This is a genomic window from Actibacterium atlanticum (assembly GCF_000671395.1).
GTDB classification, from domain to species: Bacteria; Pseudomonadota; Alphaproteobacteria; order Rhodobacterales; family Rhodobacteraceae; genus Actibacterium_D; species Actibacterium_D atlanticum.
On record NZ_AQQY01000001.1, the window covers coordinates 708,439 to 726,930 of the forward strand.

Consider the following 18,492-nt stretch of genomic DNA (forward strand, 5'->3'; position numbering starts at 1 on the left):
CAGAGAACCTATGAGAGGTGCAGCATAACCCATTGAATTATCAACCAACACGATAGTTGGGGCTTTCGCGGGTGATCTGAACATCATGCACGTGGCTTTCCTTCAGACCCGCGCCGGTGATGCGCACGAACTGACAGTTCTGGCGCATCTCATCGACCGTGGCACAGCCGGTATAGCCCATGGCGGCGCGCAGGCCTCCGACCAGCTGATGCACAACCGCACCCGCCGACCCTTTATAGGCCACCTGCCCCTCAATCCCTTCGGGCACCAGCTTGTCGCTGGCGGCATCCTTTTGGAAATAGCGATCAGCCGAGCCGCGCGCCATGGCGCCAAGCGAACCCATACCGCGATAGGATTTGAACGAACGGCCCTGATACAGGATCACCTCGCCCGGGCTTTCATCCGTGCCTGCGATCATCGAGCCAACCATGGCGCAGGACGCGCCCGCCGCGATGGCCTTGGCGAAATCGCCCGAGAACTTGATGCCGCCATCGGCAATCACCGGCACATCTGCCGCGTTGCCCGCTTTGGCGCAATCTGAAATCGCTGTCAGCTGGGGTACGCCCACACCTGCGACCATCCGGGTGGTACAGATCGAGCCGGGGCCGATCCCGACCTTAACCGCATCTGCGCCCGCGTCGATCAGCGCTTGTGTCGCCTCGGTCGTGGCGACATTGCCTGCAATGACCTGTACCTGGTTCGATAGTTTCTTGACCCGTGTCACCGCATCCAGCACGCCTTGAGAGTGCCCGTGTGCCGTGTCGACCACCACGACGTCGACGCCCGCGTCAATCAGCGCTTCCGAGCGTTCAAAGCCCGAATCCCCAACCGATGTCGCCGCCGCAACGCGCAGCCGTCCCAGATCATCCTTACAGGCGGTCGGGTTCAGCACAGCTTGTTCGGTGTCTTTCAGCGTCAACAAACCCGTCAGTTTGCCTTGCGCATCTGTCACCAGAAGCTTTTCAATGCGGCGCGCCTTCATCAGCGATTTGGCTTCTTCGAGGTCGGCGGGCTCTTGCAGCATCGCCAGATCGTTTGAGGTCATCATCACCGAGACGGGCGTGTCATCGCTGGTGGCAAAGCGCATATCGCGGTTGGTCAGAATACCAACCACGTGATTGTCTTCGTCGACGATTGGGAAACCGGTGAAGTTGTAACGCGCGACCAGCTCTTTGGCGTCGGCCAACGTCTGGTTCACCTTAAGCGTCACCGGGTTGTAAACGATGCCCGATTCAAAGCGTTTGACCCGGCGTACTTCGCGGGCCTGTTCATCGACCGACAGGTTCTTGTGGATCACGCCCATGCCACCGGCCTGCGCCATGGCAATCGCCATGCGGGCTTCAGTCACGGTGTCCATCGCCGACGAAAGCAGAGGAATGTTCAGCTTGATCGAACGGGTCACACGGGTGGTGGTGTCTGCCGTGGACGGCAGAACGGAACTTGCGGCCGGAACCAGCAAAACATCGTCGAAGGTAAGCGCCTCGCGAATCTCCATGGCATCAGCTCCTTGGGAGTTTTCGTTTGACGCCTCCCTATTTCATGGACCGGGCAGAAAGGAAAGCCCTTATGCACGCGCGGCGTTGGTTTTCACTGCCAGTTGTCCTTTGGCCCAGGCCTGAAACACTTTGACCGCGATCACCGGAATGATGGCCGATGCAGCGACCAGCGCAAGGATTCCTATCAGCGCAAAGGTCGTGCCGCCTGCAGCGGAATCCATGGCGAACATCAGATTGGCAAAGGCCGCGATCGGAAAGGTAAAGGCCCCCCACAGCGGGCTGAACCCGGCCTGCGTCAGGAATCGTGCACCTGTCAACAGGGCCAGCAGGATCAGCACCGCCATTGCCACTGCCACATAGGCAACGGTCATCTGGGCCGACATCGCAGCGACCGTGCCCAGCAGGCAAGCCGGGGCAAGGTGGATGGCTAACAAGGGGCGCAATGGCGCTGGGGGTATCCGACTAATCAATTGCCACAGGCTGATCCCCCAGATGGCCACCGCAACGGCACCCGTGGTGAAAAGGATGTTTGTTGAAGCGGTCTGATAGCCCAATGGAATGGCGCTGAGCGGGGCAATGATGAAACCGACAAAGACCAAATGCCAGACCGGCGTCACCTGCCGCTGTTCTGCCGGGCCGGTAAACAGAACGCGCAGGACCAGCACAACAACGATGAGGTGGATCAACAGCCCCATCAGCAAAACAAGTTTCGCGATTTCAGCGTTCACCGGAACCAGACTTGCCGCTAACAGATACAAAGACAGCGTCATCGCCGCGATACCGGCGCGCCCGGGAAGAACGCGCAGATCATCCACCAAAACACCGGGGCGCCGACTGACTTTGCGCAGGTACGCCACAAAGCCGAACAAAAACAACAGTGTCACCGCCCCAAGTACCACCTGAGAAAACGCCTGTGGCAAGGCAAACGCCCGTTCAGCCTGTCGCCAGGCCAACCCCAGCCCAAACAGACCCATCATGTTGGGAAAGATGGCGGGCGGGGTCTGTTCTCCGAACTTGGTACGAGAGGTCTGCATTGGGGGCTCCGCTGTGATTTGGCTATGATCTGCCATCTGCGAGATAACATGTCACCGCGCGAATATGTCACGTATCCGTGTGCAATGACGCCTAATTGCACTTTGCCCCGTCTGAATTATGTGAGACAGGAGCTTAAACGCGCAAGGAAAACACCTCATGCCCCTGACAAAAGACACAGTACTGGCCACACTTTCCAAGGTTCAAAACCCCGCAACCGGGGGCGACATTGTAAGTGCAGGCATGGTGCAGGCCCTGAATGTTCAGGCGGGGGATGTGTCCTTTGTTCTGGATATCGGCGACGCCGCGCCAGCCCAGATGGCACCCGTGCAAGAGGCGGCTAAATCGGCGTTGGAACAGGTCAGCGGGGTTGGCAAAGTCTCGGTCGTCATGACCGCCCACAGCGCCCCCAAAGACAGCCCGAAGAAGCCGCCAGAGCTTAGCCTGAAACCCAAGGCCGGCGCCCGGCCCGGGCCTCAGCCCCTGCCCGGCGTGGCTCAGATCATCGCTGTGGCCTCGGGCAAGGGAGGGGTTGGCAAATCTACGGTTGCCGCCAATCTAGCAGCCGCCTTGTCGGTGCAGGGCCGCAAGGTTGGGTTGTTGGACGCGGATGTATACGGGCCCTCGCAACCCCGGATGCTGGGTGTTTCAGGCAAACCCGCCTCGCCTGACGGCAAGACCATCCTGCCGCTCAAGGGGCATGGCATCACCATGATGTCGATGGGGGTGATGGTCGACGAAGATCAGGCGCTGGCCTGGCGCGGTCCTATGTTGATGGGGGCTTTGCAACAAATGCTTCTAAACGTCCAATGGGGTGAACTGGATGTGCTGATCGTTGATCTGCCCCCGGGCACCGGGGATGTGCAGATGACACTGGCTCAGAAAGTTCCCCTCACAGGCGCGATAATTGTATCAACACCACAAGATATCGCCCTTTTGGATGCGCGTAAGGGCGTTAATATGTTCGAAAAGTTAAACGTTCCAATCCTCGGTATGATCGAAAACATGTCTACGCATGTGTGCTCTGCCTGTGGTCACGAAGAACATATATTTGGCCATGGCGGCGTACGCGCCGATGCCGAAAAGCTGGGTGTACCGGTTCTGGCCGAGCTGCCGCTTGCCCTGCCCTTGCGTGAAGCCGCCGACAGCGGAACGCCATTGGCCCTGTCAGACCCTGAAGCCCCGCAGGCCAAACCGTTTCACGACCTTGCCAAAGGGTTGATTGCACAAGGTGTCGCATAACGCATTCGGTATATTGAATATTATATGCGCCTCGCTTAAGTAGGTAAAAACACCTGCTTAAAGTAAGGAGCACGATATGTCTCTCGACCGCGCTGTAATGGCTTTCGCTGGCGTCATGACGCTGATCTCGGTATTGCTGACCGTGTATGTTTCACCAATGTGGGCTTGGTTCACGGTGTTTATCGGCGTGAACATGCTGCAAGCCGCCTTTACCGGCTTTTGCCCGGCGGCGATGATCTTCAAAAAGCTGGGCATTAAATCCGGCTGCGCCTTTCAGTAAACTGGTCCCCTTCCCTTTCGCAAACGATGGGTTGATTGCCCGCCAATCAAAGATACACTTGCGAATGTATTAATGGGAGGACCACATGAGCCGATTGACCTTTAACCGGCGCGCGTTGCTTAAACTGGCCGCCGCGGCCCCCGCATTTGCCCTGCCTGCGCCTTTGTTGGCGCAGGTCTCGGCCCCCACAGGGCGCAGCAACCCGTCGCACTTTCGCTTTAACATCGGCACCGCCAAGCTGACTGTCGTTTCGGATGGTCATCTGGGCCTGCCTGCAATGGGGGTGTCTTCCAGCGCGTCAGAAGCCGAAATCGCCGCGTTTTTGGAATCACATCAACTGTCGCTTACGCAGAACTACTCTCACACCAATCATGTCGTGATCGAAATAGATGACAACGTGGTTCTGGTTGATGTCGGTTCTGGCCAGCGGTTTATGGAAACCGCAGGCCGTTTGATGGAAAATTTGGACGCTGCCGGGATCGACCCGTCCTCCATCACCCATGTGGTTATCACCCACGCCCACCCCGATCATATCTGGGGCATCCGCGACGACTTTGACGAGCCGCTCTTCCCCGATGCCGAATACTTCATCGGTGGCGCAGAGTACGATTGGTGGATGCAGGATGGGCTGGCCGCCGCCGCCGCGCCCGAGGATCAGCAGTTTATCGTTGGCGCTGTGAATTCGCTGACCACCGAAGGGCTGGAATGGAACCGTGGATCTGATGGGTTTGAGGTGGCGCCGGGGGTTCGGATGATCTCAACCCCGGGCCATACGCTCAATCACATGAGCATCGTGGTTGAAAGCGACGGGCAACAACTGATCGCGCTGGGGGATGCGATGACGCATGCCTATGTCAGTGTCGAACGCCCTGAATGGCATGGCGGCTTCGATATGGACGGCGCCATGGCCGGTGAAACCCGTAAAAAGCTGCTGGATATGGCCGCAACTGACGGCATCGCCGTATTGGGCTATCACTTCCCCTTCCCCGGCGTGGGCCACATCATGCGCGATGGTGATGGCTATCGCTTTGTGCCCGCGATCTGGAACTGGGGCTGATCACGACAGGCGGCGCACGAACAGGAAACTCAGCGCCGCCATCACCGCCGCCGTGCCCAGGCACGCCGGCACCCCGCCCAACTGATAGCTCAGCCCCGACAAAAGCGTGCCCAAAAGCCGCCCCGCCGCGTTGGACATGTAATAAAACCCCACATCCATCGTGACCCGGTCTTTTTGCGTGAAGGCCAGGATCAGATAGGAATGCAGGGACGAGTTCACCGCAAAGACAAAGCCAAACACCATCAACCCGGCGATCAATGTCAGGGTCAGCCAGGCTTGCGGCGTTCCGCCCACCAAGGCCGCCAGCGCCAATGCCGCCGGGATCAGTGCCAGCAGGCCGACCCAAGTCGCGGCCAGTGTGTTCATCTCTGCGAGTGGTTTATCTTTGGCTTTCAACAGCTTCGGCGCCCATGCCTGTACCGCGCCATAGGCGATAATCCAGAACGCCATAAAGGTGCCGATCTGAAAGAAAGCCGCCCGGTTGCCCTCGTGTGTGCCATCCGACAGCACCGCATAGAAATACACCGGGATACCCACCACGAACCACACGTCGCGCGCGCCAAACAGGAACATCCGCGCGGCCGACAGCAGGTTGATGTTGCGATCTTTCGAGAACACCTCTTTGAACTTCGCGGATTTCTTGCCGCGCGGCAGACCCGTGGGCATGAAGGCCGCCACCGCGATCAGGATCACCGCCAGAACGGCAGCCATGGCCCAGATGGACGCCACAAAGCCCAACACACCCAACAGCACCGCGCCCAGCAAAAAGCCAACCCCTTTGACCGCGTTCTTCGATCCCGTCAGCACCGCTACCCAGCGGAACAAGGCGCCGTCCCCTTCGGGCGCCAACAGTTTCACCGCTGATTTCGACGACATCTTCGCCAAGTCCTTGGCGACACCCGAAAGCCCCTGCACGCCCATGACAAAGGCGACCGAGGCCCACAAACCCCACGCGGGGTTCAACTGCGCCAACACCGCCAACGCCACGATCTGTAACGCCAACCCGGCATAGAGCGTCGAGGTCAGGCCAAACCGCGCCGCGATCCAGCCTGCCGACAGGTTGGTAACCATCCCCATGAACTCATAGAGCAAAAACAGATAGGCCAGCTGTACTGGCGAAAAGCCCAGCGTATGAAAGTGCAACAGCACCAACATCCGCAACGCCCCATCCGACAGCATGAACGCCCAATAGGCCGCCGTCACAGCGATGTAGGCCGCCATCCCCTGCGGTTTTGCCTGATCCATGGGATTGGTTCCTTACAGCGAGGCCGCGACCATGCGGGCGACATCTGCCAGACGGCAGGCATAGCCCCATTCGTTGTCGTACCATGCATACACCTTCACATGTTTCCCGTTGATGACACGGGTCGACATGGCATCCACGATCGTGGAGCGGTCATCATTGGTATAGTCGCACGACACCAGAGGGCGGGGCTCATAGCCCAGAATGCCCTCAAGTTCACCCTTCGAGGCCGCTTCAAACAGCGCGTTGACCTCTTCGGCGGTGGTGTCTTTTTCAACATCGAACACAATGTCGGTCAGCGAGGCGTTCAACAATGGCACCCGCACGGCGTGGCCGTCGATCTTGCCTGCCATGTCCGGGAAAATCTGAATGATCGCCTTGGCCGAGCCGGTCGTGGTAGGGATCAACGAATTAAGCGCCGAACGCGCGCGGCGCGGGTCTTTGTGTGCCCGGTCGACGATGGTTTGGGTGTTGGTCACATCGTGGATGGTGGTGAAGCTGGCCTGGGCAATACCCAGGTGCTCGCGGATCACTTTGACCACCGGCGCGATGCAGTTCGTGGTGCAGCTTGCAGCGGTGATTACCTTATGTTTATCAGCATTATAAACGTCGTTGTTTACACCGTATACGATGTTGGCCACGTCGTCTTCTTTGACCGGGGCAGACACCACAACCTTCTTGATCCCAGCGTCAAAATACGGCGCCAGCTTGGCGTTGGATTTAAACACACCGGTGCAATCAATCACCAGATCGACACCCAGTTCGACCAGAGGAAGATCAGCGATGTTGCGCTCTTGCGTGAAACGCATTTTCTGGCCGTCGACGGTGATGTGGTCATCGTCATGGCTGATATCCGCCAACCAGCGGCCATGCACCGTATCGAACTCCAGCAAAAGCGCATGCTGGGCGATGTCGCCACCTATGTCGTTCACCAAGACAATCTCGGCATCAAAGCCCTGATCGATCATGTTTCGTAGTGCCAGTTTGCCCATCCGGCCAAGGCCGTTGATTGCAACTTTCATCTATTATTCCTTAACTTAGCAAGCGGCCTTAAGCCGTCTCATTATCTATCTGGCCGATCTCATCGACCCGTTTTTGTAGCGACAGGTGATCCAGTTGATCAAAGGGCAGCGCGGCAAAAGCCATGACCCGGCGGCGCATTTGGCCATAGGTTTCGGCAAAGGCGAGCGATCTCTCGGCGTCCTCTCCGGCGGCCTTAACCGGGTCGGGCAGCCCCCAATGACCGGTCAGGGGCTGGCCATGCCAAGGCGGACATTCTTCGTTGGCAGCTGTGTCACAGACGGTAAAGACGAAATCCATCACCGGGGCGTCTTTGGCCTGAAACTCGGACATGTGTTTAGAGCGCAAACCCGTCACATCATGGCCACTGCGTTCAAGCAGTTCCACGGCGAAAGGATTCAGTTCTGATTGGGGCTTTGTCCCCGCAGAAAAGACGTTGAATTTGCCCTGCCCCATATCGCGCAACAGCGCTTCGGCAAAGATTGACCGGGCCGAATTACCTGAGCAGATGAACAAAACATTAAAGGTCTCTGACATAAGAGGTCCTCTAGACATTGCCTTGGCCGTCTGCGTTGCACAAAGGTCCGGCCGTCCCCGACAGCAATCTGCCACCAGGAAATCCACCAACGCGCCCATTCGGTTCATCTGGGCGCGATAATACACAGACTTTCCTTGCCGCTGCGAGGTCACCAACCCGGCCCTTTCAAGCGCCGACAGATACACGGACAGCGTGTTTGGCTTCATCCCAAGCGCTTGCACCATTTCCATCGGGCGTACGCCATCCGGGGCCCGTCGCGCCAATAGACGAAACACGGTCAACCGGCCTTCGTGGCCCAGGGTCGTAAGACTTTCTGATGCGGTGGTTAATTCCATAATTCATGAATATCTGAACTATGTAACAGTTCAACGAAAGATTCATCTTAAAAAGGCATGGTTTTAAATGAAGGCCACATTCTTGCCATATTTGCGCCCCCTTTGCGCCGCGAAATTGTGGATCACTGTTATAACAAGCGCCCGTCAGAGGCGCTGGAGGTCATGAGTTCATTAGTTAACCAGTTCTGAGCAAGGAGCAGATACATGCCAGAACACATGAAGCCGGAGTCGGAAACGGCTCAAAAACCCGCGTCAAAACCGGATCGCAATGCGAAAACGAAAGAGAAACCAGCCCCTAAGAATGGTTTCACTTTCAAGGATTTCGCCTCGATCTGAGCTTTGACCAACCTGCCCAAGCGGGCTAATTTGCAGTCATGAGGATGATCTTGTGACTGAACCAATTTCTTCAATCCGAAATCTTGGGCCCGCGATGGAGCAAGCCTTCGCGCGCGTGGGTATCAAGACTGCCGAGCAACTGCGCGAAATTGGCACCGACGCGGCTTATGCCAAACTGTTGGCAAACGGCGCGCGCCCGCATTTTATTGCTTACTACGTGATCGAAATGGGCCTTCAGGGCCGTCCGTGGAACGACTGCAAGGGCAAAGAGAAGGACGCGCTGCGCAAGCGGTTTGATGCGATCAAGGCGCGTACGGCCCCTGCCCCCTTGGCCGGGATCGAAAAGATCCTCGATCAAATTGGCGTTGTAGAAAGACCCTGAAACGAAAAAGGGCCGCCAAAAGGCAGCCCTTGAAATCGTTATACGACAGGTGGCTTAACCAACCAGTTCCAGACCCGAGAAGAAATAGGCGATTTCAACAGCCGCGGTTTCTTCGGCGTCCGAACCGTGGACCGAGTTTTCACCGATCGACAGGGCGTATTCCTTACGGATGGTGCCATCAGCAGCTTCGGCCGGGTTGGTGGCGCCCATGACTTCGCGGTTTTTCGCAATGGCATCTTCGCCTTCCAGAACCTGCACAACGATCGGCTCGGAGGCCATGAACTCGCAGAGTTCGTCATAGAAGGGGCGCTCTTTGTGCACTTCGTAGAACACGCCAGCCTGAGCTTTGGTCAGGTGAATGCGTTTCTGAGCGATGATGCGCAGGCCAGCGGCCTCCAGCTTGGCGGCGATGGCGCCGGTCAGGTTGCGCTTGGTGGCGTCGGGCTTGATGATCGAGAAAGTGCGCTGAATGGCCATGTGTCTTATCCTGCTTACTCGGTGGGGCCGCGTTTGCGGCAACATATCGGCGCCCCGATAGCATGCAGCCTGTGATTTGAAAAGCGGCGATTGACGGCGCGGGCGGCATGCGGCACACCCGGCGCATGCTGAGGATTCAAGACATCGCGTATTCGGTCGAAGGCCGCCCCCTTTTTGAGGGCGCTTCAGCCACCATTCCCACTGGCCACAAGGTTGGCCTTGTTGGGCGCAATGGCGCAGGCAAGACCACGCTGTTTCGCTTGATCCGGGGCGAGTTGACGCTGGAAGGCGGCGACATCAGCCTGCCGTCCCGCGCCCGCATTGGTGGTGTCTCGCAAGAGGTGCCTTCAAGCGATGTGTCGTTGCTGGATACGGTGCTTGCCGCTGATACAGAGCGCGCAGCCCTGTTGGCCGAGGCCGAGACCGCGACCGACCCGGATAGAATAGCCGAGGTTCAGACCCGGTTGGCCGATATCGATGCGTGGTCTGCAGAGGGTCGCGCCAGTGCGATCCTGAAGGGGCTTGGCTTTGACTCAGACCAACAGCGCCAACCCTGTTCTGCATTTTCCGGCGGCTGGCGTATGCGCGTGGCGTTGGCGGCGGTGTTGTTTGCCCAACCCGATCTTCTGTTGTTGGATGAACCGACCAACTATCTGGATCTTGAAGGCGCACTTTGGCTGGAAAGCTATCTGGCGAAATACCCGCACACTGTCCTGATCATCAGCCACGATCGTGGGCTTCTAAACCGTGCCGTTGGCGCCATCCTGCATCTGGACAACCGGCAACTGACTTTGTGGAACGGCCCCTATGACCAGTTCGCCCGCCAGCGGGCCGAACAGCGCGCTGTGCAAGCTGCCGCCGCCAGAAAGCAGGCCGACCGTCGTGCCCATTTGCAAAGTTTCGTGGACAGGTTCAAAGCCAAGGCCACCAAAGCCAAACAAGCGCAAAGCCGCGTGAAGATGCTTGAGAAAATGGAGCCCATCACCGCGCCTGAAGATGCCGCGCGGGTTGTCTTTAGCTTTCCAAGCCCCGAGGAACTCTCGCCGCCCATCATCGCGCTTGAGGGTGCCTCGGTCGGGTATGGAGACCACGCGGTTTTGAAACGACTGAACCTGCGGATTGATCAGGATGACCGGATCGCCCTGCTGGGCAAGAACGGTCAGGGTAAATCGACCCTGTCCAAGCTGCTGTCGGGTCGGCTTGACCCGATGTCGGGGGCAATGCGCACATCATCCAAGTTGCGGATCGGCTATTTTGCGCAGCATCAGGTGGATGAGCTCTACATCGACGAAACGCCCCTGCAGCATATCCGGCGCGAACGCCCCACTGAGACCCCTGCCCGCTTGCGCGCGCGTCTGGCCGGGTTCGGCCTTGGCGCTGATCAGGCCGAAACCGAGGTTGGCTGTCTGTCGGGGGGGCAAAAGGCGCGGCTTTCGTTGCTGCTGGCCACGCTGGATGCGCCCCATCTGCTGATCCTCGACGAACCGACCAACCACCTGGATATTGAATCGCGTGAGGCTTTGGTTGAGGCTCTGACCGCCTACTCTGGTGCGGTCATTTTGGTCAGCCACGACATGCATCTGCTGTCGATGGCGGCGGATCGGTTGTGGCTTGTCGCGAATGGCACGGTTGAACCCTACGAAGAAGATCTGGAAGCATACCGCAAACTGCTTTTGTCCAGCGATAAACCCGCATTGGCCGATAAACCTAAAGCCAAGCCCAAAAAGGCTTCGCGCGATCAGGTTCAGGCGCTGCGCAGTGAGCTGCGCAAATGCGAAGACCGGGTCGCCAAGATCGAAGGCATGCGTGACAAGCTGGCGGTTAAATTGGCCGATCCGGCCCTGTACGAAGATGGCCGCGTTTCCGAGCTGGAAACCTGGAACAAGAAATACGCCGAAGTGATGGAGGGGCTGGATCGGGCCGAGGCACTATGGCTGACCGCCGTCGAAAAGCTGGAGGCCGCCGAAGGGTAAACGCCCCCTGCGGCCTTGTGCCCCTCGTATCTTGGGGCAAGTTTCCTACATTATAGCTGTGCGCAATAAACCCAAGAGGCCCTGAATGGATGGCGATCAGATCGGTCGTATGATCTATCTTTTGATGTTGTTGGTGGCTGTGGGCGGATATTTCATCGTCGCCAATCGCCACCGTGCAGGTCAGATGTTGCAACAGGCTGCGGTCTGGGGCCTGATTTTTCTGGGTGTGATCGCGGGCGTTGGCCTTTGGGGAGACATTCGCCACACGGCTGTTCCGCGCCAGTCTGTGTTTGCAGATGATGGCCGCATAGAACTGCCCCGCGCGCCCGATGGGCACTTCTATCTGACCGCCGAGGTAAACGGAAAACCGGTGCAGTTTGTCGTGGATACCGGCGCCGGGCAGATCGTATTGACGCAAGATGATGCCGCGCGCGTGGGCTTGCCGCCCGAAGATCTGAACTTTTTTGGTGAAGCGCGCACAGCGAATGGCGTTGTCAAAACGGCCTCAGTGCGGTTGGACGAAATCTCTGTCGGTGGGATATCGGATACTGGCGTGCGCGCCTGGGTTAACGGCGGCGAAATGGATCAATCCCTTATGGGCATGGGGTATTTGCAGCGTTTTGAACGGGTTGAGTTCACACGCGACACGATGATCCTGACACGCTAGGTTTCGGCTTTCATCTGCCAGCGACCGCTTTCTTCCGACCAATACTGCGCTTTCAGCTGCGCCTCTGTGGTGGCTTTCCATTGTCTACGGGCAAGGGTTACGGCATCCGGGTCATTGCCATCAAACAGGATACAGACCCGTTCCAAACCCTGCGCATCTTGGGGGGCGAAATCGGCGCCATCGACCAGCATCAGGCAATCAGGCGCATTGGGCATGTCGGATTGGGTGGTCAGTAAAACGGGTTGATCGCCATCGAACCCGCCGCCCGCCAAACCGTGCGGCAGAAAGCTTTCTTCGCCCATCAACCACAGACGTTCATCCAGCCAGCGCATGCGCCCGGCCTTGGTGCCGCGCACGGCTACGCGCCAGCCGCGCTCAAGCGACTTGCCCAAAAGCATGGGCAAGGTCGACTCAAGCGGCTGACGGGTCAGGTGGTAAAAGAGGACGCTCATTCGGCCTCAAACTTGTCGCGCACCAAACGGTCCAACGCCCGCACGCCCCAGCCTGTCGCCCCTTTGGGCGCAAAGGCGGTTTCCGACTTCACGCTGGCGACGCCTGCGATATCCAGATGAATCCACGGCACATCATCTTCGACATACCGACCCAGGAATTGGGCCGCCGTGACCGAACCTGCGGGCCGTCCGCCTGTGTTCTTCATGTCCGCGATGTGGCTGTCGATCAGCTTGTCATAGGCCGCGCCCATGGGCATGTGCCAAGCGCCTTCGCCCTCGGCTCTGGCAGCTTTGATGAACTGGTTTGCGAAGTCATCATTGTTGGAAAACACCCCGGCATGTTCATGCCCCAACCCGATGATGATCGCGCCTGTCAGCGTGGCCAGGTTAATCATCGCGGCAGGCTTAAAGCGTTCCTGTGTGTACCAAAGCACGTCGGCCAGAACCAAACGGCCTTCGGCATCGGTGTTGATAACCTCGACAGTATCGCCCTTCATGGATTTCACCACATCGCCAGGACGGGTTGCGTTGCCTGACGGCATGTTTTCCACCAGACCGACAAGCCCAACAACATTCGCCTTGGCCTTGCGCAGCGCCAAAGCCCGCATCACACCCGACACGACACCAGCACCGCCCATATCCATGGTCATGTCTTCCATGCCGCCAGCTGGTTTCAGGCTGATCCCGCCAGTGTCAAATACGACCCCTTTACCGACCAGCGCAAAAGGCGCGTCTTCGGGGTTGCCGCCGTTCCAGCGCATCACCACAACCTTGGACGGGCTGACCGAGCCTTGCCCCACACACAACAAAAGCCGCATGCCCAGCTTTTCCAACTCGTCTTCTTCAAGAATTTCGACGTCCAGCCCGATTTCCTGCATCGCGGCCAGACGGGCGGCGAAATCATCGGTGGTCAGGACATTGGCGGGCTCATTCGTTAGATCGCGGGTAAAGAATACACCTTCGGCCAATGCGGCCTGATCTTTGGCGTCTGCCGCGGCCTCTTCGGGTTTCGAGCACATGATCACGGCCTTGCCCACGGACGGCTTATCGCCGCTTTTGTGTTCGTTAAAGCTGTAAGCACGCAGTGCGAACCCATAGGCGATTTCGGCGGTTTTGCCATGCGGACCGGTTAGCAACAGGCAGTCGTCGCCGCCACGCCGCTTAGACAAGGCTGCGCCCGCCTTGCGCGCCTCTTCAAGGCTGCAACGACGCTCCAGTTTAACCACGTCGACGGCTTTGGCGGCCATACCTGTGGGAAAAGACAGGGACGCAACCTGCGCCGTTTTCAACTTTTCAAAGGATTCGCTTTCCACGAAACGGGCCAAAGCGCCGCGGGTCAGTTTGTTCACGCGGCGCGCACCGGCATCCATTTTGCCTTCCGCGCCGATGAACACCGCAACGCGCCCTTCCGCCTCGGCAATGGCGTCCAGATCGGTTTCAGTGAAATTGATTTCGGGCGGGGTTGTCATGGCGTTCTCCAACATTGGTTTAGGCGAAACCTAGCCCCTGCCCGCGCCCTTGACCAGATAGCAGTTTTCCCTGCGCCGCATTTGGTCTAGGGTCGCGCCGTTAAGTCTAGTCCTTGGGGGGACTGCGTGCCGAAATTCGATCGCTATTTCCTGTCACAGCTACTTGTGCTGTTCGGGTTTTTCGCGCTTGTTCTGGTTTCAGTTTACTGGCTGAATCAGGCGGTACGTCTGTTTGACCAATTGATAGGTGACGGGCAATCCGCCCTTGTTTTCCTTCAGTTCACAGCGCTGACCTTGCCCAATGTGATCCGTCTGGTGCTGCCGATCGCCGCTTTTGCAGCGACGCTGTACTGCGTGAACCGTTTGATGAGCGAAAGCGAACTGGTGGTGGCGCAGACGATGGGATTCTCGTCTTTGCGACTGGCGCGACCGGTTGCGACACTTGGCATCTTTGTGACCGTTCTGATTTTGATTCTAACCAATTTTCTGGTGCCATTGGCAAGCAAGCAACTGGTTGAACGAAAGGTCGAGATTGCCAGTAACGTCACCTCGAAATTGCTGACCAAAGGCAGTTTCCTGCATCCAGCCGATGGCGTGACCTTCTTTATCGGGGACATCACACCCGAGGGCGAGCTGCACGATATTTTTCTGTCGGATGATCGAAACGCTGAACGCCGTACGGCCTACTCGGCTTCTCGGGCCCTTTTGGTTGCCAGCAGCTCTGGCCCCAAACTGCTGATGTTTGATGGTATGGCCCAGTCGCAAAGTCAGGGTGATAATCGTCTGTCCGTGACGCATTTTTCGGAATCCGTGTTTGATATCGGAGGCCTTCTCAGTGCACCAAAGGCACGCAAGCCCAATACTTTCGAGCTGACCACGATCGAACTGATCACCGCCCCACCAGAGTTGGTGGAGTTGGTTGGCAGCACTCGAGCCGAGTTCCAGATGGAAGGGCATGATAGAATAGCACAGGCGTTGTTGGGCCTAGCGGGATGCCTGATTGGCTTTGCAACCCTGATGCTGGGCGCCTATAGCCGCTTCGGGTTTTGGCGACAGATTTTAGTGGCTGTTGCCTTGGTGATCCTGCTGAAGATTGTCTATAACGTCATGGCTGAACAGGCCTTGCAAAAGGCCGGATATTGGTTCGGACTTTACCTGCCCGGGATTGTAAGTTCGGTTCTTGCGGTAATGACACTTTGGATCAGCGATAAACCTACGATTTTGCAGAAACGCCAACCTTCTCGGGGGCGCGCATGAGGCTGCATATCTATTTCATTCGTAGGTTTTTGCGCATGTTTTTTGCAGTCGGGGCCAGCTTTTGCGCCATGATGCTTCTGATTGATCTGCTCGAACAAACCCGAGAGTTCGCAGATGTCTCTGTTTCGTTCACCCAGACACTGGGTCTGGCGGCGCTGAACATGCCGGGGTCTTTCTATTCTATCCTGCCACTGGTGGTCCTGCTGACAGGCTTGGCACTGTTCCTGAATCTTGCGCGCACATCAGAGTTGGTGGTGACGCGGGCTTCGGGGCGCTCTGCCATCCGCAGCCTGATTGCGCCTGTGGTTGCCGCCTTTGCCGTCGGGGTACTCACCGTCGTGGTGTTCAACCCTTTTGTTGCCGGGACGTCGAAACAATACGACCTGAAAGCAGGTAAGTACCGTGGTCAGGCCAGTTCAGTCTTGTCGCTGGCGCAAGGTGAAGGCCTGTGGTTGCGCCAAGGCTCCCCCGAGGGGCAGATGGTGATCCGCGCCAGCCGGGCCAACAGCGATGGCACGCAACTGTTTGATGCCACGTTTATGACCTTTGCATCGGGAAGCGGCCCGATTCAGCGCATTCATGCTGCCAGTGCACGGCTTGAAAACGGAGCCTGGAACCTGCGCGACGTTAAGGTCTGGGATCTTTCGGATGCAGGTATCAATCCCGAAGCCAATGCGGTGTCGTCGCAAAGCCTGGAACTGCCGTCGGACCTTACGCGTCAGCGTATCCGCGACAGTTTCGGCGCGCCTTCGGAAATCCCTGTTTGGGATTTGCCTGAATTCATCGACAATCTGCAGCGCGCCGGCTTTTCAACCCAAAAGCACCAAGTCTGGCTGCAAATGGAACTGGCCCTCCCCCTGATCTATGTCGCCATGCTGATGATTGCTGCTGCATTCACCATGCGCCACACCCGGTTTGGCCGTACAGGCGTGATGGTCATGGGCGCGCTTGGCTTGGGTTTGGGCCTGTTCTTTTTGCGCAACTTCGCGCAGGTTCTGGGCGAAAGCGGGCAGATTCCCGCTGCCATGGCCGCGTGGAGCCCGCCAATAATTGGCATCATGTTGGCGACCGGGCTATTGCTGCATCTGGAGGACGGATAAGCATGCGGGCGATGATGCGCATACTGGCCTTGTGGATGGGGCTGATCACGATGGCAGGGGCAGCCTCGGCACAGGGTGTCGCTTCGTTGATTGCTGATCGCGTAGCCATCGAAGCCGATGGCACTCTTGTTGCTGAAGGTAAGGTCGAGATTCTATTTGATGGTTATCGCATGCTGGCCGAGCGGGTGGTCTATGATCGAACCGCCGATCAGCTGAACATCACAGGCCCGATGCGGATCGTTACCCAGAGCGGTAGTGTCATCACCGCTGAAACCGCGCAGATTAACGCCGATCTATCCGAGGGCCTGCTGCGTTCGGCGCGGCTGGTGCTGGATCAGCAACTTCAGCTGGCCGCGGCTGAAATCCTGCGTGTAGATGGGCGCTATACGGTGCTCGACAAAACCGTGGCCTCGTCTTGTACCATCTGTCGTGGAAACCCCGTGCCGCTGTGGCAAATTCGCGCCAGCCGCGTGGTTCATGACACGCTGGAACAACAACTGTTCTTTGATCACCCCCGGTTTGAGATTGCTGGCGTTCCGGTGTTTTATTTGCCGCGTCTACGCCTTCCTGATCCAACACTGAAACGCGCGAACGGGTTTCTGACACCAGAGGTACGGATCAACGATCAGGTCGGGGTTGGTCTGAAACTGCCCTATTTCCTGACGTTGGGCCGTCATGCCGATCTGACCCTGACGCCCTATCTGGCCCATGACTTTACCCGCACTCTGGAATTGCGTTTGCGCAAAGCCTTCCGCCACGGCGATGTAGAATTCAACGGCGCCTTGTCACGTGATGACGTGCTGCCCGGCGAAACCCGGCAATATCTGTTTGGCGAAGGGCAGTTCGATCTGCCGCGCGACTTTAAACTGCGCTTCAATATCGAAGCCGTGTCAGACCCGGCCTATCTGCTTGAATACGACTATTCAGATGCGGATCGTCTGGACAGTTTTGTCGAGATCAGCCGCACAAAGCGCAACTCGCAAATCAATGCCAGCGTGACCCATTACTACACGCTGCGTAGCTCGGAAAGTAACGCCGACATTCCCAGCCTGGTCACAGCCGCCAGCTGGGAACACCAATACGATATGCCCGGTATCGGAGGGGTCGCGACGCTTGGGGCAGAACTGTTTGCCTTTGAACGGACCTCGGATATCGACATCACCGGGCGGGATCAGGCTCGCCTGTCACTGAATGCAGGCTGGCGCCGTGACTGGCTGTTTGGAAATGGTTTGCAGCTGGCAGCACAAAGTGAACTGGCGCTGGATTACTATTCCATTTCGGATGACAGCGGCACCGCCAGCCCCATCACGCGGCTGACCCCCTTTGTTGCGACCGAACTGCGCTGGCCATGGGCACGTGGCACGCAAGGAGGCGGATATCAGGTTCTTGAACCCGTCGTTCAACTGGTCTGGAGTGACATGGACAATGCTACCGTGCCTAACGAAGACAGCACCAGCGTTTCCTTTGATGAAGGCAACCTGTTTTCCCTGTCCCGTTTCGCCGGATCTGACGTGTACGAGGAAGGGCTGCGCGCCAATCTGGGTCTAAGCTGGACGCATTATGCGCCGCAAGGCTGGTCTACAGGGGTTACCGTGGGCCGGATCGTGCGCGACAAGGACCTGGGTCAGTTTTCAAATGGCTCGGGCCTGTCTGGCGGATCCTCGGACTGGCTGCTGGCAACACAGATTGCGACGGCTGACAATCTCAAGTTCACCAACCGCGCCATCTTTGATGATCAGTTTACCTTTACCCGCAACGAGCTTCGTATGGATTGGGTGCGCGACCGGCTTGATTTATCTTCGTCTTACATTTGGCAACAGGCTGATGTGACGGATAACCGCCCCAACGACACCTCGGAATGGGATTTCGACATGGCCTATCGGTTGGATGACAACTGGACGGGTAAAGCCGACTGGCGATACGACTTTGTCAGCGGGCGTGCTGCGGAGGCCGGTGTTGGACTGGAATACCAAAACGAATGCGTGACGGTTGATCTTTCACTCTCGCGTCGCTTTACATCCTCGACTAGTGTAAACCCATCCACGGACTTCGGTCTGACAATCTCGCTGAACGGGTTCGGCAACCGCGTGGCTTCGTCAAGCTATCGCCGCAGCTGTATCCGCTAAGAGACATAAA

At 57.8% G+C, this 18,492-nt stretch carries 17 protein-coding genes; 9 read left to right on the forward strand and 8 right to left on the reverse strand.

The annotated features are described in order from the left end of the window. Positions 1–40: 40 nt before the first annotated feature. Together guaB and ATO10_RS03535 are read right to left on the reverse strand one after the other, a co-directional pair. Positions 41–1,495 (reverse strand): IMP dehydrogenase, encoded by a 1,455-nt coding sequence (gene guaB / locus ATO10_RS03530; protein ID WP_035248020.1) that lies wholly within the window; start codon positions 1,493–1,495, stop codon positions 41–43. Between the two features lie 69 nt (positions 1,496–1,564). Beyond that, entirely contained in the window at positions 1,565–2,530 is a 966-nt protein-coding gene (locus ATO10_RS03535; protein ID WP_035248022.1) for a TDT family transporter, read from the reverse strand. 157 nt (positions 2,531–2,687) lie between these two features. On the opposite strand from ATO10_RS03535, the gene ATO10_RS03540 reads away from it, so the two are divergent. From ATO10_RS03540 to ATO10_RS03550, 3 genes are all read left to right on the forward strand, one after another. Next, a complete protein-coding gene (locus ATO10_RS03540) occupies positions 2,688–3,770 on the forward strand; it encodes an Mrp/NBP35 family ATP-binding protein (protein WP_035248024.1) in 1,083 nt (360 codons plus the stop codon). A gap of 76 nt (positions 3,771–3,846) precedes the next feature. Then, positions 3,847–4,050 carry a YgaP family membrane protein gene (locus ATO10_RS03545; RefSeq protein WP_035248026.1) on the forward strand — a complete coding sequence of 68 codons (204 nt, stop codon included), beginning with the start codon at positions 3,847–3,849 and terminating at the stop codon, positions 4,048–4,050. An 85-nt stretch (positions 4,051–4,135) separates the two neighbouring features. Next, positions 4,136–5,107 carry an MBL fold metallo-hydrolase gene (locus tag ATO10_RS03550; protein ID WP_035248029.1) on the forward strand — a complete coding sequence of 324 codons (972 nt, stop codon included), beginning with the start codon at positions 4,136–4,138 and terminating at the stop codon, positions 5,105–5,107. Here the strand turns inward: ATO10_RS03550 and arsJ are convergent, their stop codons facing one another. Genes arsJ through ATO10_RS16710 form a run of 3 tightly spaced genes read right to left on the reverse strand, consistent with a single transcriptional unit; the run spans position 5,108 to position 7,907 of the window. Further along, the gene (gene arsJ / locus ATO10_RS03555; RefSeq protein WP_035248033.1) at positions 5,108–6,352 is read right to left on the reverse strand and encodes an organoarsenical effux MFS transporter ArsJ; all 1,245 of its coding nucleotides are present in this window, start codon (positions 6,350–6,352) and stop codon (positions 5,108–5,110) included. 12 nt (positions 6,353–6,364) lie between these two features. Then, a complete protein-coding gene (locus ATO10_RS03560; protein WP_035248034.1) occupies positions 6,365–7,372 on the reverse strand; it encodes an ArsJ-associated glyceraldehyde-3-phosphate dehydrogenase in 1,008 nt (335 codons plus the stop codon). A 28-nt stretch (positions 7,373–7,400) separates the two neighbouring features. Next, a complete protein-coding gene (locus tag ATO10_RS16710; protein WP_337588299.1) occupies positions 7,401–7,907 on the reverse strand; it encodes an arsenate reductase ArsC in 507 nt (168 codons plus the stop codon). A 724-nt stretch (positions 7,908–8,631) separates the two neighbouring features. On the opposite strand from ATO10_RS16710, the gene ATO10_RS03570 reads away from it, so the two are divergent. Continuing rightward, complete coding sequence (locus ATO10_RS03570) at positions 8,632–8,961, forward strand: TfoX/Sxy family protein (protein ID WP_035248039.1); 330 nt, start codon at positions 8,632–8,634, stop codon at positions 8,959–8,961. 54 nt (positions 8,962–9,015) lie between these two features. Here ATO10_RS03570 and ndk read toward each other — a convergent pair whose 3' ends face one another. After that, positions 9,016–9,438 (reverse strand): nucleoside-diphosphate kinase, encoded by a 423-nt coding sequence (gene ndk / locus ATO10_RS03575; protein ID WP_035248042.1) that lies wholly within the window; start codon positions 9,436–9,438, stop codon positions 9,016–9,018. Between the two features lie 125 nt (positions 9,439–9,563). Here ndk and ATO10_RS03580 point away from each other — a divergent pair, with 125 nt between their 5' ends. Then, the gene (locus ATO10_RS03580; RefSeq protein WP_035248366.1) at positions 9,564–11,411 is read left to right on the forward strand and encodes an ABC-F family ATP-binding cassette domain-containing protein; all 1,848 of its coding nucleotides are present in this window, start codon (positions 9,564–9,566) and stop codon (positions 11,409–11,411) included. A gap of 85 nt (positions 11,412–11,496) precedes the next feature. Then, positions 11,497–12,078: a retropepsin-like aspartic protease family protein gene (locus tag ATO10_RS03585; RefSeq protein WP_035248044.1), complete on the forward strand. Its 582-nt coding sequence runs from the start codon at positions 11,497–11,499 to the stop codon at positions 12,076–12,078. On the opposite strand, the gene ATO10_RS03590 is transcribed toward ATO10_RS03585, so the two are convergent. Both ATO10_RS03590 and ATO10_RS03595 read right to left on the reverse strand, forming a co-directional pair. Then, positions 12,075–12,530, reverse strand: coding sequence for a DNA polymerase III subunit chi (locus ATO10_RS03590; protein WP_035248046.1), 456 nt, complete (start codon positions 12,528–12,530; stop codon positions 12,075–12,077). The two genes, ATO10_RS03585 and ATO10_RS03590, sit on opposite strands and share 4 nt — an antisense overlap. After that, positions 12,527–13,999: a leucyl aminopeptidase gene (locus tag ATO10_RS03595; RefSeq protein WP_035248368.1), complete on the reverse strand. Its 1,473-nt coding sequence runs from the start codon at positions 13,997–13,999 to the stop codon at positions 12,527–12,529. Before ATO10_RS03595 ends, ATO10_RS03590 begins: the two co-directional genes overlap by 4 nt. 126 nt (positions 14,000–14,125) lie before the next feature. Here ATO10_RS03595 and lptF point away from each other — a divergent pair, with 126 nt between their 5' ends. The 3 genes from lptF to ATO10_RS03610 are packed head-to-tail and all read left to right on the forward strand — an operon-like array spanning position 14,126 to position 18,482. Next, a complete protein-coding gene (gene lptF / locus ATO10_RS03600; protein ID WP_035248048.1) occupies positions 14,126–15,256 on the forward strand; it encodes an LPS export ABC transporter permease LptF in 1,131 nt (376 codons plus the stop codon). Next, positions 15,253–16,356, forward strand: a complete 1,104-nt coding sequence (lptG, locus tag ATO10_RS03605; RefSeq protein WP_035248371.1) for an LPS export ABC transporter permease LptG — start codon at positions 15,253–15,255, stop codon at positions 16,354–16,356. Before lptF ends, lptG begins: the two co-directional genes overlap by 4 nt. Before the next feature lie 2 nt (positions 16,357–16,358). Next, positions 16,359–18,482, forward strand: coding sequence for an LPS-assembly protein LptD (locus tag ATO10_RS03610; protein WP_051597915.1), 2,124 nt, complete (start codon positions 16,359–16,361; stop codon positions 18,480–18,482). Positions 18,483–18,492: the final 10 nt, after the last annotated feature.